The 23,083-nt window shown below is 68.4% G+C and carries 18 protein-coding genes and 1 pseudogene; 11 read left to right on the top strand and 8 right to left on the bottom strand.

What is annotated here, in order from left to right:
• Positions 1-108: 108 nt before the first annotated feature.
• The 5 genes from ACFYNU_RS36880 to ACFYNU_RS36900 all read right to left on the bottom strand — a co-directional run bounded on the left by ACFYNU_RS36880 (position 109) and on the right by ACFYNU_RS36900 (position 5,976).
• Complete coding sequence (locus ACFYNU_RS36880) at positions 109-780, bottom strand: FadR/GntR family transcriptional regulator (protein ID WP_356596177.1); 672 nt, start codon at positions 778-780, stop codon at positions 109-111.
• A 164-nt stretch (positions 781-944) separates the two neighbouring features.
• Positions 945-2,558 (bottom strand): glycerol-3-phosphate dehydrogenase/oxidase, encoded by a 1,614-nt coding sequence (locus ACFYNU_RS36885; RefSeq protein ID WP_356596175.1) that lies wholly within the window; start codon positions 2,556-2,558, stop codon positions 945-947.
• A gap of 32 nt (positions 2,559-2,590) precedes the next feature.
• A complete protein-coding gene (gene glpK / locus ACFYNU_RS36890; RefSeq protein WP_356596173.1) occupies positions 2,591-4,141 on the bottom strand; it encodes a glycerol kinase GlpK in 1,551 nt (516 codons plus the stop codon).
• A 51-nt stretch (positions 4,142-4,192) separates the two neighbouring features.
• Positions 4,193-4,984, bottom strand: a complete 792-nt coding sequence (locus ACFYNU_RS36895; protein WP_356596171.1) for an MIP/aquaporin family protein — start codon at positions 4,982-4,984, stop codon at positions 4,193-4,195.
• Positions 4,985-5,211: 227 nt separating this feature from the next.
• A complete protein-coding gene (locus ACFYNU_RS36900) occupies positions 5,212-5,976 on the bottom strand; it encodes an IclR family transcriptional regulator (protein WP_356596169.1) in 765 nt (254 codons plus the stop codon).
• A 233-nt stretch (positions 5,977-6,209) separates the two neighbouring features.
• On the opposite strand from ACFYNU_RS36900, the gene metH reads away from it, so the two are divergent.
• The 3 genes from metH to ACFYNU_RS36915 all read left to right on the top strand — a co-directional run bounded on the left by metH (position 6,210) and on the right by ACFYNU_RS36915 (position 12,624).
• Complete coding sequence (metH, locus tag ACFYNU_RS36905) at positions 6,210-9,719, top strand: methionine synthase (RefSeq protein ID WP_356596167.1); 3,510 nt, start codon at positions 6,210-6,212, stop codon at positions 9,717-9,719.
• A gap of 130 nt (positions 9,720-9,849) precedes the next feature.
• Complete coding sequence (locus ACFYNU_RS36910) at positions 9,850-10,551, top strand: HAD family phosphatase (RefSeq protein ID WP_356596165.1); 702 nt, start codon at positions 9,850-9,852, stop codon at positions 10,549-10,551.
• A 468-nt stretch (positions 10,552-11,019) separates the two neighbouring features.
• A complete protein-coding gene (locus ACFYNU_RS36915; protein ID WP_356596163.1) occupies positions 11,020-12,624 on the top strand; it encodes an ABC transporter substrate-binding protein in 1,605 nt (534 codons plus the stop codon).
• Between the two features lie 104 nt (positions 12,625-12,728).
• Here ACFYNU_RS36915 and ACFYNU_RS36920 read toward each other — a convergent pair whose 3' ends face one another.
• Positions 12,729-13,400, bottom strand: a complete 672-nt coding sequence (locus ACFYNU_RS36920; RefSeq protein WP_023542799.1) for a response regulator transcription factor — start codon at positions 13,398-13,400, stop codon at positions 12,729-12,731.
• 86 nt (positions 13,401-13,486) lie between these two features.
• On the bottom strand, positions 13,487-14,374 hold the full coding sequence (locus ACFYNU_RS36925; RefSeq protein ID WP_356596161.1) for a PD-(D/E)XK nuclease family protein: 888 nt from the start codon (positions 14,372-14,374) through the stop codon (positions 13,487-13,489).
• Positions 14,375-14,482: 108 nt separating this feature from the next.
• Between ACFYNU_RS36925 and ACFYNU_RS36930 the strand changes: the two genes are divergently transcribed.
• The 3 genes from ACFYNU_RS36930 to ACFYNU_RS36940 all read left to right on the top strand — a co-directional run bounded on the left by ACFYNU_RS36930 (position 14,483) and on the right by ACFYNU_RS36940 (position 17,445).
• On the top strand, positions 14,483-15,730 hold the full coding sequence (locus tag ACFYNU_RS36930) for a site-2 protease family protein (RefSeq protein ID WP_356596159.1): 1,248 nt from the start codon (positions 14,483-14,485) through the stop codon (positions 15,728-15,730).
• 53 nt (positions 15,731-15,783) lie between these two features.
• Entirely contained in the window at positions 15,784-16,680 is an 897-nt protein-coding gene (locus tag ACFYNU_RS36935; RefSeq protein WP_356596157.1) for a tRNA (adenine-N1)-methyltransferase, read from the top strand.
• A 177-nt stretch (positions 16,681-16,857) separates the two neighbouring features.
• Positions 16,858-17,445: a hypothetical protein gene (locus ACFYNU_RS36940; RefSeq protein WP_356596155.1), complete on the top strand. Its 588-nt coding sequence runs from the start codon at positions 16,858-16,860 to the stop codon at positions 17,443-17,445.
• A gap of 73 nt (positions 17,446-17,518) precedes the next feature.
• On the opposite strand, the gene ACFYNU_RS36945 is transcribed toward ACFYNU_RS36940, so the two are convergent.
• Positions 17,519-17,839, bottom strand: coding sequence for a ferredoxin (locus ACFYNU_RS36945; RefSeq protein WP_329080564.1), 321 nt, complete (start codon positions 17,837-17,839; stop codon positions 17,519-17,521).
• 253 nt (positions 17,840-18,092) lie between these two features.
• Here ACFYNU_RS36945 and arc point away from each other — a divergent pair, with 253 nt between their 5' ends.
• The 5 genes and pseudogenes from arc to prcB all read left to right on the top strand — a co-directional run bounded on the left by arc (position 18,093) and on the right by prcB (position 23,054).
• Positions 18,093-19,856: a proteasome ATPase gene (gene arc, locus ACFYNU_RS36950; RefSeq protein ID WP_356596152.1), complete on the top strand. Its 1,764-nt coding sequence runs from the start codon at positions 18,093-18,095 to the stop codon at positions 19,854-19,856.
• A gap of 236 nt (positions 19,857-20,092) precedes the next feature.
• Entirely contained in the window at positions 20,093-21,604 is a 1,512-nt protein-coding gene (gene dop, locus ACFYNU_RS36955; RefSeq protein WP_356596150.1) for a depupylase/deamidase Dop, read from the top strand.
• A gap of 133 nt (positions 21,605-21,737) precedes the next feature.
• Positions 21,738-21,956, top strand: a complete 219-nt coding sequence (locus ACFYNU_RS36960) for a ubiquitin-like protein Pup (protein WP_356596148.1) — start codon at positions 21,738-21,740, stop codon at positions 21,954-21,956.
• A 109-nt stretch (positions 21,957-22,065) separates the two neighbouring features.
• Positions 22,066-22,257, top strand: a pseudogene (locus ACFYNU_RS36965) (endonuclease domain-containing protein); the annotation flags it as partial.
• Entirely contained in the window at positions 22,209-23,054 is an 846-nt protein-coding gene (gene prcB, locus ACFYNU_RS36970; protein WP_356596146.1) for a proteasome subunit beta, read from the top strand. The pseudogene ACFYNU_RS36965 and the gene prcB, both read left to right, overlap by 49 nt.
• Positions 23,055-23,083: the final 29 nt, after the last annotated feature.

Consider the following 23,083-nt stretch of genomic DNA (forward strand, 5'->3'; position numbering starts at 1 on the left):
GGGGGGGGGGGGGGGGGGGGGGGGGGGGGGGGGGGGGGGGGGGGGGGGGGCGGGGCCCCCCCCCCCCCCCCCCCCCCCCCCCCCCCCCCCCCCCCACCCCGTGGCCGGTCAGAGCGTCGAACGCAGCCACTGCTCCACACTCGCGACATGCACCGTCGCCCACGCCCTGGCCGCCTCCGCGTCCCGGTCACGCAGCGCCGCCAGGATCGCCCGGTGCTCGTGCAGCGTGCGGCTGACCGCGTCCTCCTGGGTGAGCCCGCGCCACACCCGGGCCCGGGTGGTCGGCCCTGACAGCCCGTCAAGCAGCGAACAGAGCACCGAGTTGCCCGATCCCTGCACGATGCCCCGGTGGAACTCCAGATCGGACGCGACCAGCTCCTCCACCGAGGGATCCTCCCCGAGCGCGTCCAACTGCTCGCCCAGCACGTCCAGTTCGGAGTCCTTGATCCGCGAGGCGGCCATCGCCGTCGCGGCCGGCTCCAGGATCCGCCGTACCGCCAGGAACTCCAGCACGGTGTCGTCGCGGTGGAAGTCGACGACGAAACTCAGCGCTTCCAGGAGCAGTTGGGGATCAAGGCTGGTGACGTACGTGCCGTCGCCCTGCCGTACGTCGAGAATGCGGATCAGCGACAGGGCGCGTACCGCCTCGCGCAGCGAGTTGCGCGACAGGCCCAGTTCGGCGGCGAGCTCGCTCTCCTTGGGAAGGCGGTCCCCCGGGCGCAGCGCGCCCGAGACGATCATTCCCTTGATCTTCTCGATGGCCTCGTCGGTGACAGCCATGGGCGACCTCCATACATCCGATGTATCAGCCTCCATTATGCGTCTCCGTGCACGTCCGGCGCTCCGTTCCACCGGAGTTCTCCGGTGTTGTTTCGGAACTTGGTTCGAGGCATGACGACTGAACGGCGCCGTCGGTCGTACGCCGCTCGTACGTCGGTGGTACGTCAGTCGTGACGCTGCCCGAGCAGTTCCTCGACCCGCGCCCGGATCCCGTCCGTCGCGAGCCCCCGGATCGTCAGCGTCGTACGGCGCCGCAGCACGTCGTCCGCCGTCTCCGCCCACTCGTGGTCGCGGGCGTACACGACCTGCGCCCAGATCTCCGGCGCGTCCGGATGGATCCGCTCACCGAGCTCGGGACGCTCGTACGCGAGGCGCGCGATGTCGAACGCCAACGACCCGTAGTGCCGGGCGAGATGGTGGGCGGTGTCGCGCGCCATGCCGTCGCCGTGCGCGCCGCCGTCGATCAGCAGCCGGTGCTCCACCGCGTGCGGATTGGCGATACCGGGCAGCGGCAGCATCTTCGGCAGCCGCGAGATGGGCTCGATGTCCGAGCCGAGCGGCCGGCCCGGCAGGGTCTCCAGCTTGTCCAGCACCGTACGGCCGATATGGCGGAACGTCGTCCACTTGCCGCCGGCCACCGACAGCATGCCGCCGCTGCCCTCGGTGACGACCGTCTCCCGCTTGGCGGTGGACGTGTCACCGGGACCGCCGGGCAGCACCCGCAGACCGGCGAACGAGTAGGTGATCAGATCGCGTGAGAGCTGCTGGTCCCGCACCGACAGCGACGCCTCGTCCAGGATCTGGTGGATGTCCGCGTCGTTGACCGCCACGTCCGCCGGGTCGCCCTCGTACATCTCGTCCGTCGTGCCCAGGAGCAGCATGTCCTCCCAGGGGAGGGCGAAGGTGATGCGGTACTTGTCGATCGGCGTCGCGAGCGCGGCGTTCCACGGTGCGGTGCGCCTCAGGACGAGATGCGCGCCCTTGGAGAGCCGGATGGACGGCTCGGACCTCGGGTCCTCCAGCTTGCGCAGATGGTCGACCCAGGGGCCGGTGGCGTTCAGTACGAGCCGGGCGTCGACCCCGAACTCCGTACCGTCCATGGCGTCCTTGAGGTCCGCGCCCGTCACGCGCCCGCCGGTGAAGCGCAGCCCGGTCACCTCGGCGTGGTTGAGGACGGCCGCGCCCGACTCGACGGCCGCGCGGACCGTCATGACGGCCATCCGCGCGTCGTTCATCTGGTCGTCGCCGTACACGGCCACGGCCCGCAGATTGTCCGTCCGCAGCTCGGGCACCGCGCGCCGGGCCTTCGCCGGGCTCAGCAGATGCCCCACGCCGTCGCCGAAGGCGGACAGCGCCGAGTACGCGAAGACACCGGCGCCCAGCTTGGCCGCGCTGTGCGGCCCGTCCTTGTAGACGGGCAGATAGAAGGTGAGCGGGTTCGCCAGGTGCGGCGCCACGCGGCGGGAGACCGCGCGGCGCTCGAAGTGGTTCTCGGCGACCAGCTTCACCTCACCGGTCTGCAAGTAGCGCAGACCGCCGTGGAGCAGTTTGGAGGAGGCCGAGGAGGTGGCGCCCGCGAAGTCGCCACCGTCCACCAGGGCCACCCGCAGTCCCGACTGGGAGGCGTGCCAGGCAGTGGAGATCCCGAGGATGCCGCCGCCGATGACCAGCAGGTCATAGGTGGCACGGGACAGTTGCTCCCGGGTCTCGGCACGGCTCGGGAGGGAGCCGCCGGCCGGATGCGTCCCCAGGGCGGGACCGCTGTGAAGGGTGGTCATGGTGCCTCCTCGCTCGGACGGACGGACCCGGGTCAGTTCTCGTCGTCGTCCACCCAGGCCTTGGTGCGGTCCACGGCCTTGAGCCAGTTCTTGTACTCACGGTCGCGCTTCGTGGCGTCCATGTCCGGCGTCCACTCCGCGGCACGGCGCCAGTTGGCCCGCAGCGCGTCGGTGTCCGGCCAGAAGCCGACGGCGAGCCCGGCGGCGTACGCGGCGCCCAGACAGGTCGTCTCGGCGACCATCGGGCGTACGACGGGCGCGTCGAGGACGTTGGAGAGCGTCTGCATCAGCAGGTTGTTGGCGGTCATACCGCCGTCGACCTTGAGGGACGTCAGCTCCACCTTGGAGTCCTTGGTCATCGCGTCGCTGATCTCACGGGTCTGCCAGGCCGTGGCCTCCAGCACCGCGCGGGCGATGTGCGCCTTGGTGACATAGCCGGTGAGACCGGCGATCACACCGCGGGCGGCCGAGTCCCAGTGGGGCGCGAACAGCCCCGAGAAGGCGGGGACGAAGTACGCGCCGCCGTTGTCCTCCACGGAGGAGGCCAGTGTCTCGATCTCGGGCGCGGTCTTGATCAGGCCCATCTGGTCGCGCATCCACTGCACGAGGGCGCCGGTGACGGCGATGGAGCCCTCCAGCGCGTACACCGCGGGCTGGTCCCCGATGCGGTAACCGACCGTGGTCAGCAGCCCGTTGTAGGAATTGATGGGCTTGTGGGCGGTGTTCATCAGCATGAACGTGCCGGTGCCGTACGTCGACTTGGCCTCACCCTCGGCGAAGCAGCACTGGCCGAACAGGGCCGCCTGCTGGTCACCGAGCGCCGAGGCGACCGGAATCCCGTTCAGCGGGCCGCCCTTGGCCGTGCCGTACACCTCGGAGGAGGAACGGATCTTCGGGAGCATCGCCATCGGGACCCCGATGGAGTTGCAGATCTTCGGGTCCCACTCCAGCGTGTCGAGGCGCATCAGCATCGTGCGGGAGGCGTTGGTGACGTCCGTGACGTGCACGCCGCCGTCGGTGCCGCCGGTCAGATTCCAGATGACCCAGGAGTCCATCGTGCCGAACAGGATGTCGCCGCTCTCGGCGCGCTCGCGCAGGCCCTCGACGTTGTCCAGCAGCCAGCGGGCCTTCGGCCCGGCGAAGTAGGTCGCCAGCGGCAGCCCGGTGTCCCGGCGGAAGCGGTCCTGGCCCACGTTGCGGCCCAGTTCCTTCACGAGCCCGCTGGTGCGGGTGTCCTGCCAGACGATGGCGTTGTGGACGGGCTCACCGGTGTTCTTGTCCCAGAGCATGGTGGTCTCGCGCTGGTTGGTGATCCCGATCGCCAGCACGTCGGCCTTGGTGATGCCGGCCTTCTCGATGGCGTTCGCCACGACTTCCTGGACGTTGGTCCAGATCTCCTTGGCGTCGTGCTCGACCCAGCCCGGCTTCGGGAAGATCTGCTGGTGCTCCTTCTGGTCGACGGCGACGATGCGCCCGTCGACGTCGAAGACGATGCAGCGGCTGGACGTGGTGCCCTGGTCGATGGCCGCGATGAACGGGCCCGTTCCGTGGGAGGAAGTCCCGGTGCTCTGTGTCTCACTCACGGTGTCTGCTCCTGCTCGGTGCGGAGGGCGGAGGAAGTCGGGGCTGGCGGCCTACTTGAAGGCCCAGTTGTAGAGACCGGCCGCCGCGGCGGCGCCGATCAGCGGGGCGACGACGGGGATCCACGCGTACGTCCAGTCGGAGCCGCCCTTGTTGGGCAGCGGCAGCAGCGCGTGGACGATACGGGGGCCGAGGTCACGGGCCGGGTTGATCGCGTATCCGGTGGGGCCACCGAGCGAGAGGCCGATGCCCACCACGACCAGGGCGGTGATCAGTACGCCCAGCACACCCAGGCCGTTGCCCTCGTCGTTCAGGCCCTGGGTGAGGATCGCGATGACCAGGACGAAGGTGGCGATGATCTCGGTGAGGACGTTCTGCACGGTGTGCCGGATCTCCGGACCCGTCGAGAAGATGCCCAGGACCGGACCGGCCTTGGGCGCCGCCTTCTGGTCGACCAGGCCCTCGATCGCCGGCTGCTGGGCGAGGATCTCCCGGTCGGTCAGATGGGCCTTGAACTGCCCCATGTACGTCACCCAAACCAGGAAAGCGCCGATCATGGCGCCCAGCAACTCGCTCGCCATGTAGAGCGGGACATCGCTCCACTCCGTACCGCCGGATATCGCGAGACCGAGGGTGACCGCGGGGTTCAGATGGGCGCCCGAGACGCCGGCGGCGAGATACGCCCCGGTGAGGACCGCGAATCCCCATCCGAAGCTGATGGCGACCCAGCCCGCGTCGTGCGATTTGGAGCGCTTGAGGACGACGCCCGCCACCACGCCACCGCCGAGCAGGATCAGGAGAGCGGTACCAACGGTCTCGCCTATGAAGATGTCGAAGTGTGACACCCAAGACTCCTTCGTCCAGGGGAAGGCGGACCAGCGGCTCGCACCGATGGTCCGAGCCCTCAGGTGAGGGCGTTGCCGGCCTCTGGCCTTGTCGTGCACACATGTTGACCCGTCGATCAATGTTCGACAATGCCGACCGCTGCACGGCAGTGTCATCCTGGGGTGAAGGAGTCGTCAAGGGTCCCGTCGCCGGAACCTTGTACTTCTCAGATCATCAGCCATGCGACTCAAAACCGCCCGGCGCCGACATCCCTGGACACCGAACGCGCACATTCGCGCACCGCCGTGATCAGCTCCGGACGAATCTCGCCGTCCTCGCACAGTCGTTCCACCGCTCCGGTGAGAGCTATGGCGCCGACCGGCATCCGCCGCCTGTCATGGATCGGCGCGGCCACCGCGGCCACCCCCTCCCATGTCTCCTCGACGTCCGTCGCCCACCCCCGCGACCGCGTGAGTTCGAGAATCGACTCGAACTGCTCCAGATCGGTGACGGTGCGCGCGGTCAGCCGCTCACGGGTACCCCTGACCGCCTCACCGCGGGCCACCGGGTCGTACGCCGCCAGCACCTTCCCCAGGGCCGTGGAGTGCAGCGGCTGCATCGCCCCCACCTCCAGCACCTGCCGGCTGTCGTCGGGCCGGAAGACGTGGTGCACGATCAGTACGCCCTCCAGATGCAGCACCCCGACATGCACGCTCTCGCCGCTGGACCGCGCCAGATCGTCCGTCCAGACCAGGGCGCGGGACCGCAGCTCATGGACGTCCAGATAGCTGTTGCCCAGCCGCAGCAGCTCCGCGCCCAGCTGATAGCGGCCGGAGGCCGGATCCTGCTCCACGAAACCCTCCTCCTGGAGGGTGCGCAGAATGCCGTGCGCCGTGCCCTTGGCCAGCCCGAGGGAGGAGGAGATGTCGGACAGGCCGAGCCTGCGCTCGCCGCCCGCCAGGAGCCGCAGTACCGCCGCCGCGCGCTGGAGAGACTGGATACTCTTCGCCATCGGCCGGACCTCCGTAATGCCAGTCGTTCGACAATGCTGAACATTATCGGTCCATGCCGACTCGCCGTTACGGATGACGGATTCCTCGCCGCCCGCTCCCCGCGCCCGGGGGCGCGACCGTCCGCCCCGTGAAACGCTGCGCCGTACGGAGCCGGGCACCGCTACCCTGGCCGGGTGCCCCTTCCACCGGAAGGGGCAAAGCCGACAGCCGTCGCATCCCCGGGAGTATTTTCATGGCCCCGTCCTCCAGCATTTCCGCCGACAGCCGGACCCGAATCGAAGCGCTGCGCGAAGCGCTCGCCACCCGTGTGGTGGTGGCTGACGGGGCGATGGGCACGATGCTCCAGGCGCAGGACCCGACCATGGAGGACTTCCAGGACCTGGAAGGCTGCAACGAGATCCTCAATGTGACCCGCCCGGACATCGTGCGCTCGGTCCATGAGGAGTACTTCGCGGTCGGTGTCGACTGCGTGGAGACCAACACCTTCGGTACGAACTTCGCCGCGCTGGCCGAGTACGACATCCCCGAGCGCGTCTTCGAACTGTCGGAGGCGGGCGCGCGCATCGCCCGCGAGGTCGCGGACGAGTTCACGGTCTCGACCGGGCAGCAGCGATGGGTGCTGGGCTCGATGGGCCCGGGCACGAAGCTGCCGACACTCGGACACGTGGACTATGTGACGCTGCGCGACGCCTACCAGCGCAACGCCGAGGGCATGATCGCCGGTGGCGCGGACGCGCTGCTGGTGGAGACGACGCAGGATCTCCTCCAGACGAAGGCCGCGATCCTCGGCGCCCGACGGGCTCTCGACGCCACGGGCACGAAGCTGCCGGTCATCTGCTCGGTGACCGTCGAGACGACGGGGACGATGCTGCTGGGGTCGGAGATCGGCGCCGCGCTCACCGCGCTGGAGCCGCTCGGCATCGACATGATCGGTCTGAACTGCGCCACCGGCCCGGCGGAGATGAGCGAGCACCTGCGCTATCTGGCCCGGCACTCGCGTATCCCGATCTCCTGCATGCCCAACGCCGGGCTGCCCGTCCTCGGCAAGGACGGGGCGCACTATCCGCTGACCGCGGGCGAACTCGCCGACGCGCAGGAGAACTTCGTACGCGACTACGGCCTGTCCCTGGTCGGCGGCTGCTGCGGTACGACTCCCGAGCATCTGCGGCAGGTGGTCGAGCGGGTGCGGGGCGCGGCCGTGACGGAGCGGGAACCGCGGCCGGAGCCGGGCGCGGCGTCGCTCTACCAGAGCGTGCCGTTCCGCCAGGACACCTCGTATCTGGCGATCGGTGAGCGGACGAACGCCAACGGGTCGAAGAAGTTCCGCGAGGCGATGCTGGAAGGCCGCTGGGACGACTGCGTGGAGATGGCACGGGGCCAGATCCGTGAGGGCGCGCATCTGCTGGACCTCTGCGTCGACTACGTGGGCCGGGACGGTGTCGCGGACATGGCGGAGCTGGCGGGCCGGTTCGCCACCGCCTCCACGCTGCCCATCGTGCTGGACTCCACGGAACTGCCGGTCCTGCGGGCGGGGTTGGAGAAGCTCGGCGGGCGCGCGGTCATCAACTCCGTCAACTACGAGGACGGCGACGGCCCGGAGTCACGCTTCGCGCTGGTGACCCAGCTGGCGGTGGAGCACGGCGCCGCGCTGATCGCGCTGACGATCGACGAGGAGGGGCAGGCCCGTACGCCGGAGCACAAGGTGGCGGTCGCGGAGCGGCTGATCGCGGATCTGACGGGGAACTGGGGTGTGCGTGAGTCGGACATCCTCATCGACACCCTGACCTTCACGATCTGCACCGGTCAGGAGGAGTCGCGCAAGGACGGCATCGCCACCATCGAGGCGATCCGCCGGCTGAAGGAGCGCCACCCCGACGTCCAGACCACGCTCGGTCTGTCGAACATCTCCTTCGGCCTCAACCCGGCCGCGCGTATCGTCCTCAACTCGGTGTTCCTGGACGAGTGCGTGAAGGCCGGTCTGGACTCGGCGATCGTCCACGCCTCGAAGATCCTGCCGATCGCCCGGCTGGAGGAGGAGCAGGTCAAGGTCGCGCTCGACCTCATCTACGACCGGCGCGAAGAGGGTTACGACCCCCTCCAGAAGCTGATGGAGCTGTTCGAGGGCGTCAACACCAAGTCGATGAAGGACGGGCGGGCCGAGGAACTGCTCGCCCTCCCGCTGAACGAACGCCTGGAGCGGCGCATCATCGACGGCGAGAAGAACGGTCTGGAGGACGATCTCACCGCCGCTCTCGCCGAGCGTCCCGCCCTCGCGATCGTCAACGACACCCTGCTGAACGGGATGAAGGTCGTCGGCGAGCTGTTCGGCTCCGGTCAGATGCAGCTGCCGTTCGTGCTCCAGTCGGCCGAGGTCATGAAGACGGCCGTGGCATTCCTCGAACCGCACATGGAGAAGACCGACGACGACGGCAAGGGCACGATCGTCCTGGCCACGGTGCGCGGGGACGTGCACGACATCGGGAAGAACCTGGTCGACATCATCCTCTCCAACAACGGCTACACCGTGGTCAACCTCGGTATCAAGCAGCCGGTGTCCGCGATCCTGGAGGCCGCCGAGGAGCACCGGGCGGATGTGATCGGGATGTCGGGGCTGCTGGTGAAGTCCACGGTGATCATGAAGGAGAACCTCCAGGAGCTGAACCAGCGCAAGATGGCGGCCGACTTCCCCGTCATCCTCGGCGGCGCGGCCCTCACGCGTGCCTATGTGGAGCAGGACCTGCACGAGATCTACGAGGGTGAAGTCCGCTACGCCCGCGACGCGTTCGAGGGACTGCGGCTGATGGACGCGCTGATCGGCATCAAGCGCGGCGTCCCCGGAGCCGTACTCCCCGAGCTGAAGCAGCGCCGCGTCAAGCAGGTTCCCGCCGCAGCCGTGGTCGAACGCCCCGAGGAAGGCGCGGTGCGCTCCGACGTCTCGGTGACCAACCCCGTCCCCGAACCGCCGTTCTGGGGCACGCGCGTCATCAAGGGCATCCAGCTCAAGGAGTACGCCTCCTGGCTGGACGAGGGCGCGCTCTTCAAGGGGCAGTGGGGGCTGAAGGAGGCGCGCAAGGGCGGGCCGTCGTACGAGGAGCTGGTGGAGTCTGAGGGCCGGCCGCGTCTGCGGGGCTGGCTGGAGCAGCTCCAGACCCGCAACCTCCTGGAGGCGGCCGTGGTCTACGGCTACTTCCCCTGTGTGTCCAAGGGCGACGACCTGATCCTGCTCGGCGATGACGGCTCGGAGCGCACCCGGTTCACCTTCCCCCGCCAGCGCCGGGGCCGGCGGCTGTGCCTGGCGGACTTCTTCCGGCCGGAGGAGTCCGGGGAGACCGATGTGGTCGGCCTCCAGGTCGTCACGGTCGGGTCGAAGATCGGCGGCGCGACGGCCGAACTCTTCGAGAAGAACGCCTACCGCGACTATCTCGAACTGCACGGCCTGTCGGTCCAGCTCGCCGAAGCCCTCGCCGAGTACTGGCACGCCCGGGTCCGCTCCGAGCTGGGCTTCGCGGGGGAGGACCCGTCCGACGTCGAGGACATGTTCGCGCTGAAGTACCGGGGCGCGCGATTCTCGCTCGGTTACGGCGCCTGCCCCGACCTGGAGGACCGGGCGAAGATCGCCGACCTCCTGGAGCCCGGCCGGATCGGTGTCGAACTCTCGGAGGAGTTCCAGCTCCACCCCGAACAGTCCACCGACGCCATCGTCATCCACCACCCCGAAGCCAAGTACTTCAACGCCCGATAAGGCACTGAACGCGCATTTCGCGCGGGCAGGTCGTATGCTTGTCGGTCCAGTGTTGGCCGGTTGCCGGACCTGGCGGGATTCCCGTCGGACAAGGCGACCGGCCTTCTCGTCCCTCTCGGAGGTGTGCCGGATGACCAGTACGGTTCCCGCGTCCATGACCCGTACGGCCGAAGGATCGGCTCTCGAGGCCGTGCTGCTCGACATGGACGGCACCCTGGTCGACACCGAGGGCTTCTGGTGGGACACCGAGGTGGCGGTCTTCAAGGACCTCGGTCACACCCTCGACGACACCTGGCGCGACGTGGTCGTAGGCGGGCCGATGACCAGGAGCGCCGGCTATCTCATCGAGGCCACCGGCGCCGACATCACGCTCGCGGAGCTGACCGTGCTGCTGAACGAGCGCTTCGAGGAGCGCATCACCGTCGACGTGCCGATGATGCCGGGAGCCGCCAGGCTCCTCGCCGAGCTGGCCCACCACGGCGTGCCCACGGCCCTGGTCTCCGCCTCCCACCGGCGCATCATCGACCGGGTGCTGGAGTCCGTCGGACGCCATCACTTCGGCCTCACCGTGGCCGGTGACGAGGTGCTGAACACCAAGCCGCACCCCGACCCGTATCTGCTGGCCGCGAGCGGACTGAGCGCCGCCCCGTCCAGATGCGCCGTCATCGAGGACACGGCGACCGGAGTGGCGTCGGCCGAGGCGGCGGGCTGCCGCGTGGTGGCCGTACCGTCCGTCGCGCCCATCGCCGCCGCCGCGGGCCGGGTGATCGTGAACTCTCTCGAAGAGGTCGACCTGGTATTCCTACGTGGTCTGATGACACACAAGCACTGATACGCGCACAGAGCGTGGCCCCTGAAACTATCGAAAGTCGACGGGCATTGCGGTAAGCGCTTGCGGAGGCCGTTCGTTGATCATTTCGGTCCCGATCGTGGCAACCTGAGGGAAATGTGCGTGACGTTTGTCACCCTCCGTGTTGCCACCGAGGGTGACCGTGCCCGTTCCGTGTCCCTGGTCTGCCCGTTCGCCGCGCCGAATCGGGCACCCATGTGTCCCGATTCATTACCTGATGTGCGAATCATTCTGCTGGGCCGATACCGCTTCACCTCTATTGCTGATCGCTTTGCGATTACGCCTGTACCAGGCCCGGTTCATAAGATCCGCACCCGCCGACTAATCTCGTCGCGAGAACTTCGCCACCCGTTCGCCCGTCTCAACGGTGTGTTCCGACGGTCAATCACGTCGCGAAATTCTCAACCGCCGTTGTACCGCTCGGGGTTCGGATGAGGGAGTACGTCCAGGATGAAGCGCAAGAGTCTCGTGCTGCCGGTTGTGGCCGGTCTGCTCGCCCCGGTGCTCGTCGCCTGCGGCGGCTCGGACGGCTCGTCCGGCAGCGGTGACGCCATTGTCGTGGGCACGACGGACCAGTTCACCGCCACCAAGGAGTCTCCGGCGCCCTTCGACCCGGCGTTCGCGTACGACAACGGCTCCTGGAACGTCCTGCGCCAGTCCCTCCAGACGCTGATGCACGTCCCGCGCGGCGGCGGCGCCCCGGTCCCCGAGGCCGCGTCCAACTGCCGGTTCTCCGACAACCAGAACGAGAGCTACCGCTGCGAACTGCGCGACGGGCTGAAGTTCGCGAGCGGCGCCGACGTCACCTCGGAGGATGTGAAGTTCTCCATCGGGCGTGTCATCGACATCGACTCCGAGGCCAGCGCGGTGGGCCTGCTCGCGAACATCGACACGATCGAGACGCCCAGCGACACCGAGGTCATCTTCCACCTCAAGACCTCCGACGCCACGTTCCCGTACAAGCTCTCGACGCCCATCACCGGCATCGTCGACCCTCAGTCGTACGACGGCAAGAAGCTCCGCGACGGCTTCGAGGTCAACGGCTCGGGCCCGTACAACTTCAAGGCCGAGGTGGAGGACGACCGGATCGTCAAGGCCGTCTTCACCAAGAACGACTCGTACAAGGGCGACCTCAAGCTCCGCAACGACAAGGTCGAGCTGCGCTCGTACCCCGACGCCGCCGCCATGGGCAAGGCCCTCGACTCCGGCGAGATCGACGTGATGGCACGCACCATGTCGCCGGACCAGATCGAGGAGATGGCCGCCAAGCCCAAGGACAGCATCGCGCTGACCGAGATGCCGGGGCTGGAGATCCGCTACCTCGCCTTCGACACCGAGGAGCCCGCCGTGAAGGAGAAGGCCGTACGCCAGGCCGTCGCCGCCCTCGTGGACCGCGGCCAGATCGCCTCCGAGGTGTACGGCTCCACCGCCGAGCCCCTCTACTCGCTCATCCCGGCGACCGTCACGGCGCACACCAACTCGTTCTTCAACAAGTACGGCGAGCCCGACCGGGCCGAGGCGCAGAAACTCCTCGACGACGCCGGGGTCGAGACGCCGGTGAAGTTCACCCTGAACTACACCACCGACCACTACGGCGAGGCCACGGCCAAGGAGTTCGAGACGCTGAAGAAGCAGCTCAACTCCAGCGGGCTCTTCGACGTCGACACCAAGGGCGCCGAGTGGTCGAAGTTCCGGCCCGCCCAGACGCGCGGTGAGTACGCCGTCTACGGCATGGGCTGGTTCCCCGACTTCCCGGACCCGGACAACTTCGTCGCGCCGTTCCTCGACGAGGACAACTTCCTCAACGCGCCGTACGCCAACAAGAAGGTGATCGGCAACCTGATCCCGCAGTCGCGCCGCGAGGCCGAGCGCAGCGCCGCCTCGAAGTCCTTCGTGGAGATCCAGAACATCGTCGCCGAGGAGGTGCCCGTGCTGCCGCTCTGGCAGGGCAAGCAGTACGTCGCCGCCGCCGACGACATCTCCGGTGTGGAGTGGGCCCTCAACCCCTCGGGCGAACTGCTGTTCTGGGAGCTGGGCACCGGCAGCGCCGTCTGACCGGCCAGTCCGCCGTACGAGAAGAGGTCACCGGCATCCGTGCGATGCCGGTGACCTCTCTCGTGCCGACCATCCTCGTGCCGACCGTCCGTCCGCGCGTCGGGCTACTGGGCGCCGGGGCGCACCAGACCGCTCTCGTAGGCGTACACCGCCGCCTGGACGCGGTCGCGCAGGCTCAGCTTCGTCAGCACATGACCCACATGCGTCTTGACCGTCGTCTCGCTGACGAAGAGGTCCGCCGCGATCTCGGCGTTGGACAGTCCGCGCGCCACCAGCTTCAGCACCTCCACCTCGCGCTCGGTCAGCGTGTGCAGGGTGTCCGGCACCTGCTCGTCGCCCGACGGCAGATGGTCCGCGTACTTGTCGAGCAGCCTGCGGGTGATGCTCGGCGCCAGCATCGCCTCACCGGCGGCCACCACCCGGATCGCCTGCACCAGCTCGTTCGCGGGCGCGTCCTTGAGCAGAAAGCCGCTCGCCCCGGCGCGCAGCGCCTCCACCACGTACTCGTCCAGATCGAACGTCGTCAGCACCAGCACCTTCGCCGGGCCGTCCTTGCCGGGACCGGTGATCTGGCGGGTCGCCTCGACACCGTCCATACGCGGCATACGGATGTCCATCAGCACCACGTCGGGCTGGAGCGCCCGGACCTGGTCGATGGCCTGGAGACCGTCGCCGGCCTCACCGACGACCGCGATGTCCTGCTCGGCCTCCAGGATCATCCGGAAGCCGGTGCGCAGCAGTGGCTGGTCATCGACCAGTAGGACGCGGATCGCCACGGGAACTCCTTCGACGGGACGTGATCCCGGTCCATTCTGCCTTGAGCGCCCGGCCACGACCTCGGCGGGCACGGACACGACACGCCCTAGCCCCCCTGAGCGGGCTCGGCGGAGACCGCCGCCCCCGCGTCGGGCGCGACCGGCTCGGCGTCCCGCGCCGGCGGCACCGTCAGCGGATACACCGGCGGCGTGCCACCGAACTCCGGACACACCGCCTGGTGGTCGCACCAACCGCACAGCTTCGTCGGCCGGGGCCGCCAGTCGCCCGTCTCCGTCGCCAGCCTGATCGCCTCCCAGAGCGCCAGCAGCTTGCGCTCGATCCGCTCCAGATCGGCCACCACCGGGTCGTACGTCAGAACATCCCCACTGCCCAGATAGACCAGCTGGAGCCGGCGCGGCACCACCCGCTTCAGCCGCCAGATCACCAGCGCGTAGAACTTCATCTGGAACAGCGCGCCCTCCGCGTACTCCGGACGCGGTGCCTTGCCCGTCTTGTAGTCGACGATCCGCACCTCGCCCGTCGGGGCCACGTCCACCCGGTCGATCACCCCGCGCAACCGCAGCCCCGACTCCAGCTCCGTCTCCACGAACAGCTCACGCTCGGCCGGCTCAAGACGCGTCGGATCCTCCAGAGAGAACCACCGCTCCACCAACTGCTCGGCCTCCGACAGCCAGCGCGTCAGCCGCTCGCCGCCGTCTTCCCCCGTGAACAGCTCGCCCAACTCCGGCCGCGACTCCAGCAGACGGTCCCACTGCCCGGGAACCATCGACCTGGCGCGCGGCGCCGTACGCTCCACAGCGGGGTCGTCGAACAGTCTCTCCAGCACCGCGTGCACCAGCGTCCCCCGGGTCGCCGCCTCGCTCGGCTTCTCCGGCAGCTTGTCGATCACCCGGAACCGGTACAGCAGAGGGCACTGCATGAAGTCGCTCGCACGCGACGGCGACAGCGAAGTGGGCTGCTGACTCGTACTCATGACGCAGACCCTACGGCCCGCCACTGACAGCGAGCGGAATACCATCGACGTAAGAACCTCGCGCACAGCATCATCGAGCGAGCGACGGTGCCGCAACGAAGGGACGACGTGAAAAAGGACGACGAGAGCGGCGAGAGCAGGAGGCCGCGGTCCGGTCCTGAGGACGCGCCACCCGGCGGCAAGCGGAAGCGCCCCGAAGACCCCGGCGGCGGAATTCTCATGGGCCGCCCCTTCGGCGTGCCCGTCTACGTCGCCCCCAGCTGGTTCCTGGTGGCCGCGCTCATCACCTGGGTCTTCGGCGGCCAGCTCGACCGCGTACTGCCCCACCTCGGCGGGGTCAGCTATCTCGTCGCGCTCTTCTTCGCCGTCGCCTTCTACGCCTCCGTACTCGTCCACGAACTGGCCCACACGGTCGTCGCGCTGCGCTACAAACTGCCCGTGCGCCGCATCCAGCTCCAGTTCTTCGGCGGTGTCTCCGAGATCGAGAAGGAGTCGGAGACACCCGGCCGCGAATTCATGCTCGCCTTCGTCGGCCCGCTGCTCTCCCTGGTCCTCGCCGGCTTCTTCTATCTCACGATGGCCGCCGTCGAACCGGGCACCGTCCCCGGCGTCCTCCTCGCCGGACTGATGATCTCCAACCTCATCGTCGCCGCCTTCAATCTGCTCCCCGGGCTCCCGCTGGACGGCGGCCGGATGCTGCGCGCCGTCGTGTGGAAGATCACCGGCAAGCCCATGGCCGGCACCGTCGCCGCCGCCTGGGTCGGCCGGGCCCTCGCCGTCGCCGTCCTCATCGGCCTGCCGCTCCTCACCCACACCGGCGCCCTCGGCAACTCCACCAAGGACATCGGCGGCGTCGAGACCGTCACCGACGCGCTCCTCGCCGCCATCCTCGCCGCGATCATCTGGACCGGCGCGGGCAACAGCCTGCGCATGGCGCGCCTCCGCGAACACCTGCCCGATCTGCGGGCCCGCGCCCTCACCCGGCGCGCCGTCCCCGTCGAATCGGCCACCCCGCTCTCCGAGGCGCTGCGCCGCGCCAACGAGGCCGGAGCCCGCGCACTCGTCGTCGTGGACGGCCAGGGCGAACCGACCGCGCTGGTCCGCGAGGCCGCCATCGTCGGCGTCCCCACCCACCGCCGTCCCTGGGTCGCCGTCAGCGGCCTCGCCAACGACCTCACCGACGGTATGAAGGTCCCCGCCGAGCTGGCCGGAGAAGCCCTCCTCGACCGTCTGAGGGCCAACCCCGCCACCGAGTATCTGGTCGTCGAGGACACCGGCGAGATCTACGGAGTCCTGTCCACCGCCGACGTCGAACGCGCCTTCGTCGCCGCCATGGCCAGGCCCGACGCCAAGTAGCACCGCCCCACGCCAGGTGAGGGAGCCTCAAAAGAAGCAGGTAGTCTGACCGCATGTCCGAACCGACCGGTGCCGCCCGTCGTCGCGGCCCCTTCAAGGTCGGGGACCAGGTCCAGCTCACCGACCCCAAGGGACGCCACTACACCTTCACGCTCGAAGCGGGGAAGAATTTCCACACCCACAAGGGTTCCTTCCCCCACGACGAGCTGATCGGTGCTCCCGAGGGCAGTGTTGTCCGCACCACGGGAAACGTCGCCTACCTCGCGCTGCGCCCCCTGCTCCCCGACTACGTCCTGTCCATGCCCCGCGGCGCCGCCGTGGTCTACCCCAAGGACGCGGGCCAGATCCTGGCCTTCGCCGACATCTTCCCCGGCGCCCGCATCGTCGAAGCCGGAGTGGGATCGGGCTCGCTCAGCAGCTTCCTGCTGCGCGCCATCGGCGACCAGGGCATGCTGCACTCCTACGAGCGCCGGCAGGACTTCGCCGACATCGCCCAGCAGAACGTGGAGCGCTACTTCGGCGGTCCGCACCCCGCCTGGCAGCTCACCGTCGGCGACCTCCAGGACAACCTCAGCGACACCGAGGTCGACCGGGTCATCCTCGACATGCTCGCCCCGTGGGAGTGCGTCGAACCGGTGTCGAAGGCCCTCGTGCCCGGCGGCATCCTCTGCGCGTACGTCGCCACGACCACCCAGCTCGCCCGCACCGTCGAGACGATCCGCGAGCACGGCTCGTTCAACGAGCCCGCCGCCTGGGAGTCGATGGTCCGCAACTGGCACGTCGAAGGGCTGGCCGTACGCCCCGACCACCGCATGATCGGCCACACGGGCTTCCTCATCACCGCCCGCCGCCTCGCCGACGGCGTGGAGCCGCCCCTGCGCCGGCGCCGCCCCTCGAAGGGCGCGTACGGCGACGACTACGACGGCCCCGGCAGCGGCTCCCGGGACTGACCCGGCGTCACCTTCCCCGCAACACATCGGCGCCGCCGCCGAGTTCACGTCCACCCGACGCGAACTCGGCGGCGGCGACTTTACGTTGGCCTTAACGACCCCGCTGTTCCACCGCACTGTGACGTGTGGCACGATTCACGCCACCCCCACCGGCACTGCCTTCACAGGAGACACCGCGTGCAGATCTCCGACGTCCCGGACCTCGCGCACACCCGCCCGCGTCCCGTGCACTGGCTCGCCACGGCCACCGCGATGGCCGCCGTGGTGGCCGCCGCCGGTCTGCTCCAGCCCGACGCCGCCACCGCCAACCAGTCGGGCTCCGGACCCGCCGGGCGCACCGCCCCCAAGACGGCGCCGCAGCCGGCGCCCGACACCGCCGCCGTCGACTTCCCGCTCGAATGCGGTGGCGCGAAAGCACTCGTCACCAAGGAAGCCACCGGCGACCTCGACGGCGACGGCCGCCCCGAGACCGTGGCCGCCGCCCGCTGCGACGCCGGCTCCGGCACCCCGCCCAACGGCGTGTACGTCCTCACCGCCGGCAAGGACGCCGGCGCGCCCCGCGTCGTGGCCACCCTCGTCGACCCCGCCGACCGGCAGAGCGTCGCCGACCTGGACATAAGCGACGGCGTCGTCCGCGCCCGGCTCCTCGGCTACTCGGGCCCGGACGTCCCCGCCTGCTGCCCCGACGAGGACCAGCGCCTCACCTGGCAGTGGAAGAACGGCGCCTTCGTACGAAGCGCCCAGAACGAGTCACAGAGCGTCTGACCCCTCACACCCGGTGACCGCGCCGCCCGGTACGCCGACGGCGTAACCCGCCCTCACTCACCCGCCGGCACGCTCACTCCGCGTCGGGCCCGTACACCTCGACGCTGTCCGAAACGCGCCGCACATGAATACAGTCGCCCGGGCATTCCTTGGCCGAGTCGACGACATCCTTCAGGATCGGCAGCGGCACGCGCGTCGTCGCACCGGGCGACTGGAGAAGCTCGTCGTCCGCGCTCTTCACATACGCCAGCCCGTCGATGTCCAGCTCGAAGACATCGGGCGCGTACTGCGCGCAGATCCCGTCCCCGGTGCACAGGTCCTGGTCGATCCAGACCTCCAGGGGCTCACCGCCCTCGGTGACTGCGTCGCTCGGAGCCTGCTGCTGCACGGTCATATCTCCTGCCGTTTCCTGCGTCGGACGAAGCAATCGCGGGCAAGTCACGCCAGCCCTGACGGGTGTTGAACACTTCGACGATACAACCGGCCGCTTTCCGATGTTGAACGGTGGGTATTCCCCTGGCGTGAGGGAGAGCGCAAGGGTGAAGATCGGACACGCCCCGACAGTCTTTGTGATCTAGGGGTTTTAATCACCACCTACCCAGGTAGGGTCAGGAAGCGTCCAGCTCCCCTTGGAGGAGGTGAGGACCGTGGCAGCCCACGACGACAACAACCGCGGCATCCGGCCCGGACGAGGGTCCGAAGACCCGGCCGGCCAGGTTGCCTATCTTGAGCAGGAAATCGCCGTCCTGCGACGTAAGCTCGCCGACTCTCCGCGTCATACGAGGATTCTCGAAGAGCGGATCGTCGAACTACAGACAAACCTCGCAGGCGTGTCCGCGCAGAATGAGCGGCTCGCCAATACGCTGCGTGAGGCCCGCGACCAGATCGTGGCCCTCAAGGAAGAGGTCGACCGGCTCGCACAGCCGCCGGCCGGTTTCGGCGTCTTCCTGCACGCCAACGAGGACGGCACGGCCGACATCTTCACCGGGGGCCGCAAGCTCCGGGTGAACGTCAGTCCGGGCGTCGAGCTCGAAGAGCTCCGGCGCGGCCAGGAAGTCATGCTCAACGAGGCCCTCAACGTGGTCGAGGCCATGGAGTTCGAGCGGGCCGGAGACATCGTCACCCTCAAGGAGATCCTTGAGGACGGCGAGCGCGCCCTGGTCGTCGGACACACCGACGAGGAAAGAGTGGTACGCCTCGCCGAGCCCCTGCTCGACATCACCATCCGCGCCGGCGACGCCCTCCTGCTCGAACCGCGCTCCGGGTACGTCTACGAAGTGGTCCCCAAGAGCGAGGTCGAGGAGCTCGTCCTCGAAGAAGTCCCGGACGTCGACTACAGCAAGATCGGCGGCCTCGGCGGCCAGATCGAGATGATCCGCGACGCGGTCGAGCTCCCCTACCTCTACCCGGACCTCTTCAAAGAGCACGAACTGCGCCCGCCCAAGGGCATCCTGCTCTACGGTCCGCCCGGCTGCGGCAAGACTCTCATCGCCAAGGCCGTGGCCAACTCCCTCGCCAAGAAGGTCGCCGAAGTCAGCGGCCGGCCCGCGGGGAAGAGCTACTTCCTCAACATCAAGGGCCCCGAGCTTCTCAACAAGTACGTCGGCGAGACCGAGCGGCACATCCGCCTCGTCTTCCAGCGCGCCCGTGAGAAGGCCAGTGAGGGCACCCCCGTCATCGTCTTCTTCGACGAGATGGAGTCCCTCTTCCGCACCCGCGGATCCGGTGTCAGCTCGGACGTGGAGAACACCATCGTCCCCCAGCTGCTCGCCGAGATCGACGGTGTGGAGGGCCTGGAGAACGTCATCGTGATCGGCGCCTCCAACCGCGAGGACATGATCGACCCGGCGATCCTGCGCCCCGGCCGGCTCGATGTGAAGATCAAGATCGAGCGTCCCGACGCGGAGGCGGCGAAGGACATCTTCGCCAAGTACCTGCGGTCCTCGCTGCCTCTCCACGAGGACGACCTCTCCGAACACAAGGGCTCACCCGAGTCCACGGTCCAGGGCATGATCCAGTCGGTCGTCGAGCGGATGTACACCGAGTCCGAGGAGAACCGCTTCCTCGAAGTCACGTACGCCAACGGCGACAAGGAAGTCCTCTACTTCAAGGACTTCAACTCCGGCGCGATGATCCAGAACATCGTCGACCGGGCCAAGAAGATGGCGATCAAGGACTTCCTCGACGAGAACCAGCGAGGACTCCGCGTCAACCACCTCCTCCAGGCCTGCGTGGACGAGTTCAAGGAGAACGAGGACCTGCCGAACACCACCAACCCCGACGACTGGGCCCGTATCTCCGGCAAGAAGGGCGAGCGGATCGTCTTCATCCGCACCCTCGTCACCGGAAAACAGGGCGCGGACACCGGACGCTCCATCGACACGGTGGCCAACACCGGACAGTACCTGTAAGAAACAGACCGGCTGCGGATGTCCGGACGGGCATCCGCAGCCGGTTGCTTTCCCCGTACCTTTCACGACACCAGGCCAATGACGGAAACGATCTCCCCACCAGTGCAGAGGCGTTCTAGGCTCTTCGGTACCGCCGCGGCGCGCAGTGCGGGGACGGGCACCGCACACGCACCGGAGAGACAGCGGTACTTGAGCGCCGTTCCCGAAGGGGAACGCCGCCGGGCAAGGAGGGCCGCATGACCGTACGGCGAGTAATGGGCATCGAGACGGAGTACGGGATCTCCGTCCCCGGCCAACCGAACGCCAATGCCATGCTCACCTCGTCCCAGATCGTCAACGCCTACGCGGCGGCGATGCACCGGGCGCGCCGCGCCCGCTGGGACTTCGAGGAGGAGAACCCGCTGCGGGACGCACGAGGCTTCGACCTCGCCCGCGAGGCCGCCGAGTCCAGCCAGCTCACCGACGAGGACATCGGGCTGGCCAATGTGATCCTCACCAACGGCGCGCGGCTCTACGTCGACCACGCGCACCCCGAGTACAGCTCCCCGGAGATCACCAACCCGCGCGACGCCGTCCTGTGGGACAAGGCCGGCGAGCGCATCATGGCCGAGGCCGCCGAGCGCGCGGGACAGCTCCCCGGCGCCCAGCCGATCCTGCTGTACAAGAACAACACCGACAACAAGGGCGCCTCGTACGGCACGCACGAGAACTACCTGATGAAGCGGGAGACCCCGTTCTCGGACATCGTGCGCCATCTGACGCCGTTCTTCGTCTCACGGCAGGTCGTCACCGGCGCGGGCCGTGTCGGTATCGGCCAGGACGGCAACGAGCACGGCTTCCAGATCAGCCAGCGCGCCGACTACTTCGAGGTCGAGGTCGGACTGGAGACCACCCTCAAACGGCCCATCATCAACACCCGGGACGAACCGCACTCAGACGCCGAGAAGTACCGCAGGCTCCATGTGATCATCGGCGACGCGAATCTGTCGGAGATCTCCACCTATCTGAAACTCGGCACGACATCCCTGGTCCTGTCCATGATCGAGGACGGGTTCATCAACGTCGACCTGGCCGTCGACCAGCCCGTGCGCACGCTCCACCAGGTGTCGCACGACTCCTCGCTGGCCCAGCTGGTCACGCTCCGCAGCGGCCGGACACTCACCGCCGTACAGCTCCAGATGGAGTATTTCGAACTGGCCCGCAAATACGTCGAGGAGCGCTACGGCGCCGACGCCGACGAGCAGACCAGAGACGTACTGGGCCGTTGGGAGGACACGCTCAACCGCCTGGAGAACGATCCGATGAGTCTGTCGGGCGAGCTGGACTGGGTCACGAAGAAGGAGATCCTGGAGGGCTACCGCCGCCGTGACGGCCTGGAATGGGACGCCGCACGGCTGCACCTGGTGGATCTCCAGTACTCGGACGTACGCCCCGAGAAGGGCCTGTACAACCGTCTGGTGGCCCGCGGCAAGATGAGCAGGCTCCTGGACGAACCGGACGTCGAACGGGCCGAGACAAAGCCTCCGGAGGACACCCGGGCCTACTTCCGGGGCCGCTGTCTGGAGCAGTACGCGGACGACGTGGCCGCCGCCTCCTGGGACTCGGTCATCTTCGATCTGCCGGGCCGGGACTCGCTCCAGCGGGTGCCCACCCTGGAACCTCTCCGGGGCACCCGTAACCATGTGAAAGCGCTCCTGGACCGGTGCCGCACGGCCGAAGACCTGGTCCGGGTGCTCTCAGGCGGCTGAAATGGTCCCGGTGAGGGAATCATGGAGGTGGCCCCCGGACGTTGTAAGAACTGCGGGGCCGATGTCGGACCCTGCTTGTAGGGTCGGATCTTGAAGGTCACATCGAGCGGGGCAACCGAGCGGGGTGAGGGATATGGCGACCAAGGACACCGGCGGCGGACAGCAGAAGGCGACGCGTTCCACCGAGGACGTCGAGGAGCAGACCGAGGACGTACAGCAGTCCGAGGACCTCAAGGAGCGCCAGGAGAAGCTGTCGGACGACGTGGACTCCGTGCTGGACGAGATCGACGACGTGCTCGAGGAGAACGCCGAGGACTTCGTTCGAAGCTTCGTGCAAAAGGGCGGACAGTAGTCACGGCGTGACCAAGGGTTGAGGAGGTGCTCCCGAGGACGGGAGCACCTTCCCCCTGGGCGCGTCCATTCGCAACGCGGCACGCAGGCCCGGCGCGACAGGGCGATCCGCGTCCGCCACGCAGGTGGATCACCGCCACGAGACGGGTAGGGTCCGAGGCGTACTGTGCTTCAACTGCAATTCGGCCATTGGCAAGTTGGGGGAGGATCCCGACACGGTGCGCCGTGCCATCGCATACCTGGAGGGAAACGCGTGGAAGCCAACACTCGTAGCACCGGGCGTCTGCCGGCTGCCTTCCTGACGCCCGGGTCGGCCTCGTTCATGGACTTCCTGTCCGTCCACTCGCCGGAGATCCTGCCCGGCAACCGGGTGCTGCCGCCCGTCCAGGGCGCGATCGAGGCGCCGCACGGGACGACGATCGTCGCCGTGACGTTCGACGGCGGGGTCATCCTCGCCGGCGACCGGCGGGCGACCATGGGCAACATGATCGCGCAGCGCGACATCGAGAAGGTCTTCCCGGCCGACGAGTACTCGGCGGTGGGCATCGCCGGTACGGCGGGTCTCGCCGTGGAGATGGTGAAGCTGTTCCAGCTGGAGCTGGAGCACTTCGAGAAGGTCGAAGGCGCGCAGCTCTCGTTCGAGGGCAAGGCCAACCGGCTGTCCACCATGATCCGCAGCAATCTCGCCATGGCGATGCAGGGTCTGGCCGTGGTTCCGCTGTTCGCCGGCTGGGACGTGGACCGCGGGCAGGGACGTATCTTCTCGTACGACGTCACCGGCGGCCGGTCGGAGGAGCACGGGTACGCGTCGACGGGGTCGGGTTCGCTCTTCGCGCGGGGCTCGATGAAGAAGCTGTTCCGTGAGGGGCTGACGGAGGAGCAGGCCATCACCCTCGTGATCCAGGCGCTTTACGACGCGGCGGACGACGATTCGGCGACCGGTGGTCCGGATGTCGCGCGCAAGATCTACCCCATCGTCAACATCATGAGTGACGAGGGCTTCCGGCGGGTCACCGACGAGGAGTCCTCGGAGGTTGCCCGTTCGATCATCGAGCGCCGGCTGGCGCAGCCGGACGGCCCGCGCGCCGAGTTGCTCTGACGCCCGGCATCCGCTGAATAGACATGTCA

This window comes from Streptomyces sp. NPDC006643 (assembly GCF_042870175.1).
In the GTDB taxonomy this organism is placed as follows: Bacteria; Actinomycetota; Actinomycetes; order Streptomycetales; family Streptomycetaceae; genus Streptomyces.

Coding starts and splice junctions, on each gene's coding strand:
- ACFYNU_RS36880 (WP_356596177.1), bottom strand. CDS start 780: ATGGCTGTCACCGACGAGGCCATCGAGAAGATCAAGGGAATGATCGTC.
- ACFYNU_RS36885 (WP_356596175.1), bottom strand. CDS start 2,558: ATGACCACCCTTCACAGCGGTCCCGCCCTGGGGACGCATCCGGCCGGC.
- ACFYNU_RS36900 (WP_356596169.1), bottom strand. CDS start 5,976: ATGGCGAAGAGTATCCAGTCTCTCCAGCGCGCGGCGGCGGTACTGCGG.
- metH (WP_356596167.1), top strand. CDS start 6,210: ATGGCCCCGTCCTCCAGCATTTCCGCCGACAGCCGGACCCGAATCGAA.
- ACFYNU_RS36910 (WP_356596165.1), top strand. CDS start 9,850: ATGACCAGTACGGTTCCCGCGTCCATGACCCGTACGGCCGAAGGATCG.
- ACFYNU_RS36915 (WP_356596163.1), top strand. CDS start 11,020: ATGAAGCGCAAGAGTCTCGTGCTGCCGGTTGTGGCCGGTCTGCTCGCC.
- ACFYNU_RS36925 (WP_356596161.1), bottom strand. CDS start 14,374: ATGAGTACGAGTCAGCAGCCCACTTCGCTGTCGCCGTCGCGTGCGAGC.
- ACFYNU_RS36935 (WP_356596157.1), top strand. CDS start 15,784: ATGTCCGAACCGACCGGTGCCGCCCGTCGTCGCGGCCCCTTCAAGGTC.
- ACFYNU_RS36945 (WP_329080564.1), bottom strand. CDS start 17,839: ATGACCGTGCAGCAGCAGGCTCCGAGCGACGCAGTCACCGAGGGCGGT.
- dop (WP_356596150.1), top strand. CDS start 20,093: ATGACCGTACGGCGAGTAATGGGCATCGAGACGGAGTACGGGATCTCC.
- ACFYNU_RS36960 (WP_356596148.1), top strand. CDS start 21,738: ATGGCGACCAAGGACACCGGCGGCGGACAGCAGAAGGCGACGCGTTCC.